The 12873-nt window shown below is 32.5% G+C and carries 17 protein-coding genes; 9 read left to right on the forward strand and 8 right to left on the reverse strand.

The genetic code is table 11. The features are described from left to right. From L950_RS30915 to L950_RS20795, 4 genes are all read left to right on the forward strand, one after another. Positions 1-398 (forward strand): hypothetical protein (locus tag L950_RS30915; protein WP_031288615.1); only part of this gene is annotated, 398 nt, incomplete at its 5' end. Beyond that, a complete protein-coding gene (locus L950_RS20785; protein ID WP_021190560.1) occupies positions 395-1615 on the forward strand; it encodes a hypothetical protein in 1221 nt (406 codons plus the stop codon). The genes L950_RS30915 and L950_RS20785, both read left to right, overlap by 4 nt. Positions 1616-1653: 38 nt before the next feature. Continuing rightward, positions 1654-1908: a hypothetical protein gene (locus tag L950_RS20790; RefSeq protein WP_021190561.1), complete on the forward strand. Its 255-nt coding sequence runs from the start codon at positions 1654-1656 to the stop codon at positions 1906-1908. A gap of 121 nt (positions 1909-2029) precedes the next feature. Continuing rightward, positions 2030-2974, forward strand: coding sequence for an Abi family protein (locus L950_RS20795; RefSeq protein WP_021190562.1), 945 nt, complete (start codon positions 2030-2032; stop codon positions 2972-2974). 149 nt (positions 2975-3123) lie between these two features. Here the strand turns inward: L950_RS20795 and L950_RS20800 are convergent, their stop codons facing one another. Beyond that, entirely contained in the window at positions 3124-3318 is a 195-nt protein-coding gene (locus L950_RS20800; RefSeq protein WP_021190563.1) for a hypothetical protein, read from the reverse strand. 328 nt (positions 3319-3646) lie between these two features. Between L950_RS20800 and L950_RS20805 the strand changes: the two genes are divergently transcribed. From L950_RS20805 to L950_RS20815, 3 genes are all read left to right on the forward strand, one after another. Next, on the forward strand, positions 3647-4351 hold the full coding sequence (locus tag L950_RS20805; protein WP_156169787.1) for a hypothetical protein: 705 nt from the start codon (positions 3647-3649) through the stop codon (positions 4349-4351). Positions 4352-4407: 56 nt separating this feature from the next. Further along, positions 4408-4650 (forward strand): hypothetical protein, encoded by a 243-nt coding sequence (locus tag L950_RS20810; RefSeq protein ID WP_021190565.1) that lies wholly within the window; start codon positions 4408-4410, stop codon positions 4648-4650. Between the two features lie 1841 nt (positions 4651-6491). After that, positions 6492-7109 carry a hypothetical protein gene (locus L950_RS20815; RefSeq protein WP_156169788.1) on the forward strand — a complete coding sequence of 206 codons (618 nt, stop codon included), beginning with the start codon at positions 6492-6494 and terminating at the stop codon, positions 7107-7109. A 163-nt stretch (positions 7110-7272) separates the two neighbouring features. On the opposite strand, the gene L950_RS20820 is transcribed toward L950_RS20815, so the two are convergent. The 4 genes from L950_RS20820 to L950_RS20830 all read right to left on the reverse strand — a co-directional run bounded on the left by L950_RS20820 (position 7273) and on the right by L950_RS20830 (position 8884). Continuing rightward, the gene (locus L950_RS20820; RefSeq protein ID WP_156169789.1) at positions 7273-7611 is read right to left on the reverse strand and encodes a hypothetical protein; all 339 of its coding nucleotides are present in this window, start codon (positions 7609-7611) and stop codon (positions 7273-7275) included. Positions 7612-7621: 10 nt separating this feature from the next. Further along, positions 7622-7918, reverse strand: coding sequence for a hypothetical protein (locus L950_RS28900; RefSeq protein WP_156169790.1), 297 nt, complete (start codon positions 7916-7918; stop codon positions 7622-7624). An 11-nt stretch (positions 7919-7929) separates the two neighbouring features. Next, positions 7930-8250 carry a hypothetical protein gene (locus L950_RS20825; protein ID WP_021190568.1) on the reverse strand — a complete coding sequence of 107 codons (321 nt, stop codon included), beginning with the start codon at positions 8248-8250 and terminating at the stop codon, positions 7930-7932. Between the two features lie 151 nt (positions 8251-8401). After that, the gene (locus tag L950_RS20830; protein WP_021190569.1) at positions 8402-8884 is read right to left on the reverse strand and encodes a very short patch repair endonuclease; all 483 of its coding nucleotides are present in this window, start codon (positions 8882-8884) and stop codon (positions 8402-8404) included. Between the two features lie 128 nt (positions 8885-9012). Here L950_RS20830 and L950_RS20835 point away from each other — a divergent pair, with 128 nt between their 5' ends. Continuing rightward, the gene (locus L950_RS20835) at positions 9013-9357 is read left to right on the forward strand and encodes a hypothetical protein (RefSeq protein ID WP_021190570.1); all 345 of its coding nucleotides are present in this window, start codon (positions 9013-9015) and stop codon (positions 9355-9357) included. Beyond that, positions 9333-9719 (forward strand): hypothetical protein, encoded by a 387-nt coding sequence (locus tag L950_RS20840; RefSeq protein ID WP_021190571.1) that lies wholly within the window; start codon positions 9333-9335, stop codon positions 9717-9719. Before L950_RS20835 ends, L950_RS20840 begins: the two co-directional genes overlap by 25 nt. Before the next feature lie 80 nt (positions 9720-9799). Here the strand turns inward: L950_RS20840 and L950_RS30920 are convergent, their stop codons facing one another. Genes L950_RS30920 through L950_RS20850 form a run of 3 tightly spaced genes read right to left on the reverse strand, consistent with a single transcriptional unit; the run spans position 9800 to position 12242 of the window. After that, on the reverse strand, positions 9800-10132 hold the full coding sequence (locus L950_RS30920) for a hypothetical protein (RefSeq protein WP_197086600.1): 333 nt from the start codon (positions 10130-10132) through the stop codon (positions 9800-9802). Beyond that, a complete protein-coding gene (locus L950_RS20845; protein WP_197086601.1) occupies positions 10117-10863 on the reverse strand; it encodes a hypothetical protein in 747 nt (248 codons plus the stop codon). Before L950_RS20845 ends, L950_RS30920 begins: the two co-directional genes overlap by 16 nt. A gap of 2 nt (positions 10864-10865) precedes the next feature. Beyond that, the gene (locus L950_RS20850; protein ID WP_197086602.1) at positions 10866-12242 is read right to left on the reverse strand and encodes a DNA cytosine methyltransferase; all 1377 of its coding nucleotides are present in this window, start codon (positions 12240-12242) and stop codon (positions 10866-10868) included. Positions 12243-12873 lie beyond the last annotated feature (631 nt).

Below are 12873 nucleotides of genomic sequence, written 5' to 3' on the forward strand. Positions count from 1 at the left end.
AAGATGATGGTCTTTTTGCCCATACAGAGGTTCAACCTGCACCTGGTAAAGATCTAACGTTTTACCTAAGAAAATTGTCATCTACAATGGGCCTTCCTACAGTTAAACCGAGTACAGCTACTCAGATAGATTCGATCACCGTCCAGTTTATCGTGCTGAAGGATGGTATGATTGCGAATTTAAAAAGCGTAGAATCAGATAAACACGGTCATGAAGATATACTTACTGCGATCAAAAAAAATGCCTGTCTCTGGTTACCATCCATACAGGGGGGCAGACCGCTGTTATTTAAACGAAAAATGGTGATTTTCTATAGTAAAGATCAAAAGGGAAATATACAATCGCTAGATGGCCTTAAATATCGCTACAATTTTGTTCAAACCAACAACAAACCATGATCACAGCCTATATGAAGTATTACCAAATATTACTGCTCATGCTGGTTGGTAGCTTTACTGCACGATCGCAGCAGTTAACGACCAGCCCTCTAGACAGTACGCTATTATATCCAAAGCAATATGGAACGTTTGAAAATTATGAGTTTATCTTAAATGGTGCACGCATTGAGAAAGAGGAGTTGCTTAAATATCCGGAGGCCAAGTTTGGGCGGGTATTCGATTATATCCAAGGGCCGAAGCGTAAATATCAAGGCGTTCTGTATCTCCACACACCCTGGTATCCACCTTCACCAGCCGATCACCATGCCGATGATCCTGCTTATTTTATCAATAACATACAGGTCAGCCCCTATGCCATCCGTTCTACATTAGTAGAAGAGTATACTGCTATTAGGCGATCGGAACAGGATACTCTTATTGACGGGATTGTGTACCAAGGTTCAATACATGTGGATACCGATGAAGATTTTTTTGCCAACCGCATGACAATATCTGAGATCGTCAAGAAGTATACCGGTTTACCGCTCGAAAATGTCATTGTACATTGGCGCGATCGCTATTGGGATCCGCTCAATTCAGGCATTATTATTCAGGATCATTTTCCTTTATACTATATTAATCCCAAAGGTCTGCTAGAAGTGAAGGTAGACCGTGTTCGGTTTGCCGATGGCGAACGCTATTTCGTACATCTAGTAGACCAAGGATATCGGTACAACAATTTGACTGAAAAGGGTTGGGAGACACCCCAAAAGAATTTCGTGGTCTTCTTTAAACCTAGGGAATTTGATCCTAAAGCACCTTGTTATATAGCCGATTTTGATATTGCTGGCAAAGATATCCGCAGCCGTGCACAAGGGGAACCTGAACCATCACTGGGAGAAGCGGCTTATCTGAAAAAGCTGTCGGCTCACATGGGCCTACCTGCTGATCAACCTCAGGCAGAAACCACACGTGATTCGATCCTGGTGCAGTTCATTGTTCTTCATAACGGAGCAATTACTGGACTTGAATCCATTAGCCCGCAAAAACCAGTTCATGCAAAGTTTCTACAGGCCATCAAGCAGCATTCCTGCGTGTGGACAGCGGCTTGGGAAAATAGGAAAACTTTACTTTTTAGGAGAAAAATGGTCATCTTTTACGGTAAAGATAAAAAAGGAAATATACGTTCGTTAGATCGTCTTGAATACCGTTACGATGCTCTTCAACCGACAAGCTAGGGAAGGAGTGATTATCTTATTTAAAGAAATATAAATTCATGAAAAACACTTTAAATTTATTAGAAAAGGTTATTAGTTTTTTATTGGAGAATAAGATTAAACATAATCATACAAAATTCTCTTCGGGAATTGTAATTTTAGATGTCTGGTACAATGAAAAGTTCTATGTGTTTCATTTTGAATCAAATCATATTGGTATATCAGAAGTTGATAATAATGTTGCATTTGCTTTTAAAATGATCATCAATCTCTCACAATTTACGATGTATGTGTCGCTAAATCCAATTCATTGAGGAAGAGTGAAATAGTTTAAAAATATTTGTGAATTAAATATTTAAAATCTATATTTGTACTGTTATACCCTCGCACGCCTCTGACTCAAGCGCATCTTGCGAGGTTTTTTTTGCCTAATTTATGAAATATTCTAAGGAAGCCTTATCTATCGATAAGCAGATTGAGCTTTTGCAAAAACGAGAATTATCTATTGGTTGTTTAATTCGAGCTGAAAAGTATCTTCAAAATGTAAGTTATTATCGATTGAGTGGTTATATGTTCCATTTACAGACTAAAACTGGAGATACTAAATTTTTGGCTGGAACTACGTTTGAGGATATTATCAATCTATATACATTTGATAAAAACCTCAGACGTATTTTTCTTGAGTATTTGGAAAGAATTGAAGTAAGTTTTAGAACAAAAATAATAAATACCTATTCAAATCAATACGGATTTTATTGGTATAACAATGATAGTTACTTTCTCAATAAAAATGAATTAAGAGATGAGAAGGAGGAGATTTTAGGTTATCAAAATTATGTTTTGGATTCCATTCGAGTATCATTGAAAGATCCTAAGGAACAATTTCTTAGAGCTTTTAAATTGAAATATACAAGCGAGATACTTCCTCCTGAGAATATGTCTTTTGAAGTACTTTCTTTCGGTAAATTAATTAAGTTATATACCTGCTTAAAAAATGATGAATATAAAAATAGTATCGCTAAAAATTTTAAATTACCAAATGGTAAGTCTTTAGTTAATTGGTTGTTATTTTTAAATGATGTTCGAAATGTTTGTGCTCATCATTCAAGATTATGGAATAGAAAGTTTACGGCAAATAAATTATCATTTCCAAGTAGGGATAAGCACAAAATAATGGGGAATATTCCTGAAAAGGCTAATTCAAATGTATATGGGGCAATAATTGCGATTAACCATTTATTGAATACTTTTAATATTTCAAATTCATTTACGGATAAAATTGAAGCATTGGTAAAAACTCATCAGATTAAAGTCAGCAATTTAGGTTTTCCAGAAGATTGGGAAAAGAGAGCTCCGTGGAAAATTGAATATTTGTCATAAACTTTTTTGTGCGTTTTCAAATGTTTCACCGATTTCATATGGACTTTGTACTTGCAGTTCAATTATTCTTTCAAAATCAAATCTTTAATCATCTTCTTAAAAAATAGCACAAGCTAATCAAGAATCTGATTCGCTTTCAAAGTTATTAGCTAATTATCCGTTAACAGTAGCTTGCAGTTCGAATCCAGATTGTACATACTGACAGGAGCAAAACTAAATGGGCTAACATAATATATTCCCTCGTTATCGTAAGATTTCTTGTTCTTACGTTTTAAAGGATTATCATTGTTAAAGACTTTTACTAGGCCCAATTTTTCCAGTTTAAAGACCGCATATTTCAACATACTGGCATTTCCCAGCTGCGCTGCAATATCGTTTCCTTAAATAGTAAAAGCTTCCTACCTAAAAAAGCTACAATAGATTATTTTAAAAATTGTAAATTGGATTGAAACCAGGATTTATACTTCGCTAAAATGAGCCTCTTTTGTTGTACGCCGATTCGGGAAGCGCAGTATCAGCTTCCTAATCAGATGGACGGTGCGAAGTGATATGATATTTATTAATTAACTAGTAAGCTTTAAAATATTATTTTTTGCTTTTTATTTATTTTTTAACTAAATTAGTGTAATAATCAATTGTGTTAATTAAATGAAATTTCTTAAAAACCTGAATTTGTATACTACGACAAATTATGAAAAGTTAGCTTTTTTTGGCTTTGTGTTAGCTGGATTTATGCAAGCCCTTGGCTTTACCGTTTTTAATCAGTCCATTGCCCTACTTTACGGAATATTTGTGGGCCTTCAGCTTATTTTATTTTTTGGAAACTGGTATCATTATAGATCGGAGATGACCTGGGTAGTAGCAATTGGTACTTTTATGAGTGTGTTGGGTTTCGCATATTTTTTGTATGATCAGGTTCATCTCAAAAATGATTGGTATTTTCTTCCTTATGCAGTATTAATAGGAGGAGTGATATCAGTTGTTGTAATCGTATTTGTAAAAACAAAAAATATGGGTATGCCCAAATCGGTTTCTAAATTAATTGATTTAAGTGTTTTAGTCTTATTTACCACTATTTATTTAAATGGATTGCTTTCACTTGGTAATATTTTTAATGCCAGACAATTTGTAAAATGGGAACAAGCTAAAATATCAACATTTTGCCTTTTAGTTACTTTCGGTGGTAATTATAATGATGCAGTGTTTGCGAATCCGGATTGGGGTTCAAGATATATGAATCTGTTTTTTATGGAGAATGAAGGAGCTTTTTATGAGGAGATGACTGCTGAAGTAAAGGTGCTTTCCGGGAATTTAGGGCAAGATTATATGTTAAAAACTTATGATAAAGATGAAAAAGAAGATGCTCGCCAGCTCTAAAAAGTTTATGGATATTAAATATTATTGATATCGAGAGAACGGGCGTTTTTTGCTCCATGTCCGATTCATCAAAAGATAAAGAAGATATCGAAAGCGTAATCAAAATTTTAGTTTATAATGCTGCAGATAATTCAATATCATTGATTCCTGAATCTTACTATTTGACAGGTGCAGATGTACCAAAATATGATAACACAACTATTCTATTCGTAATTGTACAAAATAAAAAAGCCCCTTTTCGATCAGAAGGGGCTTTGAAAATTACTAATGAAAAAAGGCTTTCGACAACCTTTAATTAAAGATATTAAATAAATTGATAACTCGCAGAATCTCAATAAGTAAATTTTAAAGGTAAAAAAGCCTCAGATCAAAACAACCTGAGGCTTGAAAATAAACATTGGCCATAAATAAACTACAACTTTTTCAGGATAAAAAAGGGTTCTATCAAACTTATAGAACCCCGCAATCTGTAGATTACTAAATTATAATTGAAGCTCGTGATGAAATTATAAAAAATATTTTTTTGTTCAATGCTCAAAATTAAAAAACAGTGTTTGTACTTATCGATTTCCAGTATTTTCAACATACATAAAAAAACAGCTTTAAGCGGGAGCCTAAAGCTGTTTAAACTTTTATTTTACCTAAATATTTCAGCTCTTATGATAAGCTTTTCCTAATATAGTCATTTGTTTTTTTTGTAAAAAATTATTTAAAAAAACAGCTCTAAGATATCATCCTAGAGCTGTTTACCGATAAAACTAAATCCTATTACTGATCCACCGTGGATCATTCCTAATATAGCTATTTTAATAAAGAAAAACAAAAAATAAGTTGTTGTTATTAGGTTTAGAACTGTTAAAATACAAATAATTCTCATAACTTCTAAATAATGTTATAATATTCCTTTAAGTTTTTTTCTTATTCCAAAATACCACATTAGAAGGGACATCTCTAAAAAGTCAGTGCTTCTTGAAGATTACTCCATCAGTAGTTTCAATTTTTGGATCGGTTAATAGTCTTATAAGTTAAGATTGGGACGGATCAATCTAATGAAAGAATTGAATCTTCTATTTTCCGCGCAATAAGCTCTCTTGCTTTTTTCACTCTTTTGCCAGTTTGCTGTCATAGAAAGCATACGCATACGTTTTTCTTCAAAGTTGTTCATAACAACATAATGGAACCTAAGTCAATATGTACTTGATAGGAAGGATGGTGTAGAAATCCTCTTCCATATGTTGTTAGGTTAAAGCTCTGATTCATTGTGAATAAAGGCTTTTGAACTCTTGAAAATAAATTTTTAAATCCTATTGCGGTTTGATAATTAATTCATTAACTTTATTTTGAAGCCGTCGGAAGCTTCTTATCATATCAAATACATTTATTCAGTACCCCATGCTGAAAATTCAAGCTCCAGATAATCATTTGGAGCTTTTTTTTCTTTCACACATTGAAAATATAAAAATTCATATTATTTTTAGATCAATAATTTACCTTATCATTTTATGAATATGAAGCCTTTGGTTTTGCGGACCAAAGGCTTTTTTACTTAATATCTTGGAATTTTGAATTATTTAGTTATTTTCGAGTCATTTAATACGATTATTGCCATTTCTTCGCAACAAAAGATTAGCTCAAATACAATTATTTCAATTAAAGTGGACTAGGGTTACATTCAGGAAAAACTATGATAGAGAGTTCAGTATAATACAACTGGTGGTAAGTTTAATAGTTATTGTGTTCAATATGAGTATGTCAAAGATTTCTTGTTATACAACATACATAAATTTGAGATTAAGTTATATGATTAATTATGTATCTGCTGAAAGTGTATTTAAACTCATATCTACATATAAATAAGGTGTTTAGAGGGGTAATCAAATATTTGCAACATACATAAAAATGAATATTTTTGATTACCTTCAGGGTATTAAACCGTGTTAGAATGACCGTTAAATATCTTTCAAATAAATGCCTGCTCAATATCTCTATTCTTATATTATTCGCTATCCTGTCAATTGGTTATTCCCAAGCACAAACATCAGATGATAGTATTGAAAGAAGGGTAGAAAAGGATTTAGTCTGGATAAAGAAATGGACCAAGTCAAATGTTCCTGATTTTCATTTAGTGAAAATCTTGAGCATGATAAATATCGTAAAAATTCCGAAAGAAGAAAAAGACAGTATTTTTTATTTTTCTTCGATGCCTCATTGGGGTGGTATGAATACAATTATTGCCGAACCTAATTTCCAGAGTCTAAATCCATCTGAATTATTTACATATTGTATGATAAACTATGAATGGTATAATCAAAATTGTAGTGGAAGAATAATAACAAAGCAAGATGAACCACAATTATATGGCACTTTTTATCGAAAGTATAGGGAATTTGTTTGGAGCGATAGGCAATTGAATGCTTTAAAGCAGCATAGAGATACCATATTTCATCTTTTGCGTAATGTTATAAGTAAGGATGGATTTATAGGAACTAATTCTTTACTTATGATGGAATCCCTGAATTTTAGAGAAGGGATTCCTATTGTATTGGATCAATTGGATAAAAAAGAGAATAATGATTTATATACTTTGCTCATGTTATTCATGATGAAGGGGGATTATGCTAAATTCAAAAAAACAACAATTTATGAAGATATATATGGCCCCGAATCCCATATTCGAAGTGCAATCGATAATTCTCAGGAAAATAGAGATTTAATACGAAATATGGCGAAATCATTTTTTGAACAAAATGACAAATAAAGATTTAAGGACGTGGGAATTATTTCCAAGTTATCGACATTAGCATAGAGCCTTGGTGTTTGACAAAATTACCAAGCCCCACCAATACGTAACCTGCAGTATTACCCAAACTACATCGTAGTAGGAGAGAAGTACTCTTCAGATTTTTTTAGGTTTAGAGAATTTATTCTAAAAATGATAGATCTTCTATATAAGTACCAGCCATCTTACCATCCCAGTCTTCTTGATCACGCATGATGATGAGATAGAGGTAAGCCATTGCTTGATATTTATTCAACGGAGTACGATCATTTGCCTTAGCTTCTTCGTCAGAGAAAATTCCATTGGGGTCATTCCACGTTAACCAAGCTACAAGCTCTTTACGCTTTAAAGATTTTAGTTTATTCAGTAGCATATCATCAGTCAAATCCATGATCTGGTACCGCCAGTCATGTTTTCTCTCATCAAGAAGAATACCATTAGATAACTTGGATCTAATATCGATAATTCTATAAGTTTTCATATCTGTAGCTTTAATGGTCACATCTATAATTCTCATTGGCAGAAAGCAGCTGATAGCCATTTTCTCTATGATAGCGCAGAATCCTTCTATGGGTATAAAACAATGCTTTACCTTTAGTCAGAATTCTTAGATTGTTTTTTATACAATCTAAGTCACTATATACACCATTTGGGTCACGCCAGCACAGCCAACTAATTAATTGATCTCTACTTTGAGCTTCCAGTGTCTTTTGTAATTTAGTAGGATGAGTTTTAAGCAGTGTTACACACCAGTTCTCAAAATTTGAGTCGTTTACTTGAATTTCCATCGTCGTTACATTTATTGTGAACTCATGAACAGTTTACTTACGATACAGTTGCCGGGTTTGCGGTTCATGAATATTTCAATTTCAAGAATCTGCTCTGCTGTGAGGTCAGGTACCCGTTCAAGATCGCGGATGAATAATTTTTTGATCACAAAATAATTGTTCAGTTCCTTGGTATATTTTACCACCTCAGCTCTAGAAGTATTATCATTCAGATAATGGGCTTCAAGGATAATGAACATCATATCAGGATTTTCATCAGGGTATGGGGAGTGAAAACGAACAATGTCTCCCGGTCTTAAACTTTGATTGTCATAATTATTAGGTGTTTCCATCGCTAATTGGTTATAATTAAGTGATTTAAATTTACTAATAATTTTAGATAAAAACAAGATTTTGTTAATTATTTAATCATAAAATGATTGAATTTTTAGTTTTATAAAGGGCTGTTAAATAGAGAGAGTGCTTAAGTAAGCCGTTTGGTAATTATTTCCACAATTTCCTTGTTTCTAAGAAGAGTTCAATCTGATTGAGAACAACTGGAAGATTTTTGATAATATCCTTCGACCAAAAGCGGAAAACGGTGTAGTTCATGTCACCTAATGCTCGATTCGTTCTGACATCCTTTTGCATGTTGCGTTCTATCTTGGGTATCCAGAATAGGCGGTTTGATTTGATGCGGTTGCGGTTATTTTTCCAATCGAACCCGTGCCAGAACTCACCATCCACAAAAATAGCCAGTTTGTACTTTTTGATGACGATATCTGGTGTTCCTGGAAGAGATTTATCATGCAGACGGAAGCGGATATTTTTGGCCCACAACGCTTTTCTTAATATCAGCTCAGGTTTGGAGTTTTTAGACCTAATTCTCGACATATTCCTGCTCCGTTTCGCGCTAGTATAGAAACCTGCTTTTTCTTCGAAGCGCGGTACATGAATTTTTTCCGAATCCTCATCATAGGGTTGCATAACCTAAATTTACGATTTATCAGTTTATTATGCTAAGTTATTTTTGTGGAAATAACTTCTGCTATTGATCGTTTATTTAGTATTAAATACTTATATTTAAGTGTGTTATAAACTTTAAAGTAGTAATTATGGAATATTTAAGATTTTTGAAAAAGTCAATTGTATTTTACAAAGAAGCGCTATCTTTTGGAAAAGAAGTCTATGGAATGGATCCTACTGAATTTATAAGAAAAGAAGTTCTGCCATTTATGAGTCTGTACGTATTAACCTATTTAGGGATTGTATCAGTAGCATTTTCTAGTAAACCCCTATTTTTACAGTTAATTCTCATTTTGTTTTTTATTATTAATGCATGGGTCGGTTTCAATTATTATTTTGACAAAAGAAAAAACAAATTGACAGTTGGAAATCAAAAAAATACGACAAATCTACGCCCTATACATCTGAAATGTTCGATGAAGAAAGGACGATAAAATTAGATCAATTTCGTAAAGAAAATAATATGACCGATAATGGACTTAAATTGATGGTCGATTTTCATCGAAATGATTTCAAGGCTGATAAAAATGGAGGAAAAGCCTTTCAATTGATTATTGTTTTCGCTGCGATCGCATGGGCACCGTTTCAAGATTTGTTCAAAACTCCTATCGTAGCTATAGAGAGTATTTTATTTCAATTGCTGAAGTCAATACTTTGGACATCAGTTATTCTTCTTGCTTATCGTCTGTTTGTCGAGGTTAAGAAATTGTTTAACCGAGATGATGCTATCAGTAAAAAAGTAATTATGTGCTACAATGAAATTCTTATGGAAAGTGAAAATAAAAATGGGATGTGATAAATTTTAAAAGGAGTTAAATAAAAAAGAGAGACCAATTCGGTCTCTCTTTTTTATAGTGCTACACAAAATAAATGAAATTACGTGGTTAAAATCTTTGTGATCATCTCTTTTATATTAAGGTGTTTTGCGTTTGCTAGAGTTTTTGAATAATTTGAAACCAACTCGATCCAGTGCTCTAGTTTTTTATTGGAATTAGTTTTAGTATTCCAGTACTCAGAAAGTTCACCAGCATCAGTACTATGTAGAATTGTAACGATTTCTTTTAAGTTGTTAAACAGATTTATGAAAATACGAGGTACATTAGCATATTTCTGGTTATCAATTGAATATGTTTTTTGACCACCAGCCGAGAATAAATCTCTAATATTTGGACATACAATTGCTTCTCTCGTAGTTAGCCAAATAGCCAATCTTCCAAACTTATCATTTTTTTACTAAATAATTCTGGAAAGTAAACCATCGCTTTATTCTTTAAATGCTCTTTCTCATTTTTTGTTAAATTATTCCAGATTTTAATAACAATGCTACTAGCATGATTTGTATTATCTGAATCCATCCACCAAAGCTCTTCACCTGGTTTTAATTTACTTCTATAATAATCCACAATAGGTTTTACAGGACTATCTTTTTTTCTTAAAGTATCATAGGGAATCTTGATCTTATCGAAAATCGTTTTTCCCTCTTCAAGATTCATGTCAATTAAATATCTTGGAGAATGTGTTACAACAACTTCTGCCAATACATCCTCATAAGGACGACAACGAAATTCAATAGGACTTGCCAATTTTGCAAACAACATGAATATTCTTTCCACATCTTCAACTCTTGTCGTTTCCATTACACTGTTGCCCGTAGTTTTCCAATGGTTCTGAGTGGTTGTTTTAACTTCAATTCCATAATATTTGTTAGCAACAATGTCTGGAAATTTCTGTCCTCCAACCCATTCAATCGAGTTTTCAAAAGGAGTTCCTTTGGCGATTTCAGACATTACATCTAAAATATGTGGTTCAAGATTTCGACCACCTAAAGTCGCTAGGTGCTTGGATGATGTTAACACCTGCTTATTCAATTCATTAATGGAATTATTTAATAAGCTGTCAAATTCTGCTCTATTTGGTTCGGGATTGCTGGATATGATCATGGTTATTTCTTAAAGTATAAATCCCAAATATTTTCAATTCTTTTAGCAAGGTTATAAGCTAAAAGGGGTGGAACAGCATTTCCAATTATTTTATAAGCTTGAGATGGACTGACTAAATAAGAACCTTTGCGGCCATTCTTGTTTTCGATCACAAATTCATAATCAGGAGGGAAGGTTTGTATAAGTGCGCATTCACGAACTGTAAGTCTTCTTTCTTTCAGTCCTTTGTTCAGTTCCAGGTCCATCACCCCTCCATTTTCTTTTGAAAGCCTTCTGAACTCAATATTTCCGTGATGCTCAGAACGAATAGTCGGGGCAATATTTGATAATTTTACTTCGATTTGTCCTTGGCAGTGCTTGCCCATAAACTTCGCCTTCGAAAAGTTTTTTTGAGATAGATCATCGGAAATTTCCGGTTCTTCCAGATCTTTGAAAACATCTTTAAGTTGCACAAAAGGCTTTAAATCTTCACCTTTTGCTAGATAAGAATGTGTTGGCTTAGGGTATGGATTATACTCATCAGAAAGCTTACTTTTCAGCAATTCCTTCAGCGATTCATTATTTAACTCAGATTTCTTAATTCCAATAAAAATAACTCGCTCTCTAGATTGAGGTACACCGTAGTCTGCAGAATGAAGTACTTGTGGATCAAGTACAATATATCCATTTCCATTAGCTGTCGAAAAATCTTTGCGAATTATTTCTTTAACATTGTCAAGGTTTACTAAACCTTTAACATTTTCTGCAATAAAAATTTTAGGTTGAGTAATCTCAATAACTTCCTTCATCCACATGTACAATTGTCCACGAGTTTCTACAGATGCGATCTGGTTATCTATGGTCTCTTCTGATTCAATTATTTCACCTTTATGATTTTTATGAGATTTGAACCCATTTCTCTTACCAGCTATACTAAAATCTTGACAAGGAAATCCACCTGTTACTACGTCAACATTTTTTGGAAAAACATTAACACCATTACGATACATTTTTACTAGATCTACTATACTTTCTTTATGGAAATCCTGAACTTTATTCCCTCTTTTAGAAAAATAATTTAACCAGGCATTTCGTGCGTCTAAGAGTATGTCGTTAGCAAAAACAGTTTTGAATCTTGTTTTTGCTAATAATGTTAATCCCTTAGGTCTTTTTTTGTTAATAAAATGTGGGGTTAATTTTTCATTTACAGAAGAACTCAAAACTTCAAAATCACCTTCAAATCCAAGATCCATTCCCCCGCAACCAGAAAATAACGATAAAACATTTAAAATTTTTGTATCGTCCTTTGTTTTTTCTGTTTTTAATGGATTATCCAATTTTTCGTATAAAAATTCTAATTGATAATCTTCAGCTATACTAATCTCGTTCTCTGTAATCATGTCTGTTCGCATAGCTAATTTTTTAATATTTTTAATTTTATTCAATTATTTGTACTCTTTATCAGCAATCTTAATCTTTGATAATTATACTGTTAGGTTTTAAAAATAAAATTCGACAGTTAAGTGCTAAAAATCTAAATATAATATTTTAAGATTTATTATATGTGCAAATTTAGTAAATCATCTAAAATTAAATACTATCAGTTATTACATTGTTGAATATTTCATTTTCAAATATAACACAATGAAATGAATGCTACAAATATTAGTTTTTTTTATTTGTAGAAATATTGAGCTTATAATTTATGTTTTAAGCTCACCATATGATTTTATTGTAATTTATCTATATGTAAAGACTAATATGTTTAGTTTTAATTCGTTGATTTTTTTTATGTTATTTGGACTAAATGATAAAGATATACTGAAATTACAATCGAAACTCATTTTTTCTTTAAGTCCTAATCTCCTTCTATTGTTTAATAATTTATTTCATATGTGTCCTAAATAAATTTTAGGATTCGATTTCTGTGGTACAAGCATAGCTTTTTTCGATCATTTCGATATTGACCCCTATTTTTCAAATCTGCGAAGATCTTTAGCTGTCCCATTTTTTCCTTTTATAGGCGGACCT

This window comes from Sphingobacterium sp. IITKGP-BTPF85, from assembly GCF_001006065.1.
Taxonomy (GTDB): domain Bacteria; phylum Bacteroidota; class Bacteroidia; order Sphingobacteriales; family Sphingobacteriaceae; genus Sphingobacterium; species Sphingobacterium anhuiense.

Excerpts from the sequence above, each read along its gene's own strand:
- L950_RS20785 (WP_021190560.1), top strand. The coding sequence starts at position 395 with ATGATCACAGCCTATATGAAGTATTACCAAATATTACTGCTCATGCTG.
- L950_RS20790 (WP_021190561.1), top strand. The coding sequence starts at position 1,654 with ATGAAAAACACTTTAAATTTATTAGAAAAGGTTATTAGTTTTTTATTG.
- L950_RS20795 (WP_021190562.1), top strand. The coding sequence starts at position 2,030 with ATGAAATATTCTAAGGAAGCCTTATCTATCGATAAGCAGATTGAGCTT.
- L950_RS20800 (WP_021190563.1), bottom strand. The coding sequence starts at position 3,318 with ATGTTGAAATATGCGGTCTTTAAACTGGAAAAATTGGGCCTAGTAAAA.
- L950_RS20810 (WP_021190565.1), top strand. The coding sequence starts at position 4,408 with ATGTCCGATTCATCAAAAGATAAAGAAGATATCGAAAGCGTAATCAAA.
- L950_RS20815 (WP_156169788.1), top strand. The coding sequence starts at position 6,492 with ATGATAAATATCGTAAAAATTCCGAAAGAAGAAAAAGACAGTATTTTT.
- L950_RS20820 (WP_156169789.1), bottom strand. The coding sequence starts at position 7,611 with ATGAAAACTTATAGAATTATCGATATTAGATCCAAGTTATCTAATGGT.
- L950_RS28900 (WP_156169790.1), bottom strand. The coding sequence starts at position 7,918 with ATGGAAATTCAAGTAAACGACTCAAATTTTGAGAACTGGTGTGTAACA.
- L950_RS20825 (WP_021190568.1), bottom strand. The coding sequence starts at position 8,250 with ATGGAAACACCTAATAATTATGACAATCAAAGTTTAAGACCGGGAGAC.
- L950_RS20830 (WP_021190569.1), bottom strand. The coding sequence starts at position 8,884 with ATGCAACCCTATGATGAGGATTCGGAAAAAATTCATGTACCGCGCTTC.
- L950_RS20835 (WP_021190570.1), top strand. The coding sequence starts at position 9,013 with ATGGAATATTTAAGATTTTTGAAAAAGTCAATTGTATTTTACAAAGAA.
- L950_RS20840 (WP_021190571.1), top strand. The coding sequence starts at position 9,333 with ATGTTCGATGAAGAAAGGACGATAAAATTAGATCAATTTCGTAAAGAA.
- L950_RS20845 (WP_197086601.1), bottom strand. The coding sequence starts at position 10,863 with ATGATCATATCCAGCAATCCCGAACCAAATAGAGCAGAATTTGACAGC.
- L950_RS20850 (WP_197086602.1), bottom strand. The coding sequence starts at position 12,242 with ATGATTACAGAGAACGAGATTAGTATAGCTGAAGATTATCAATTAGAA.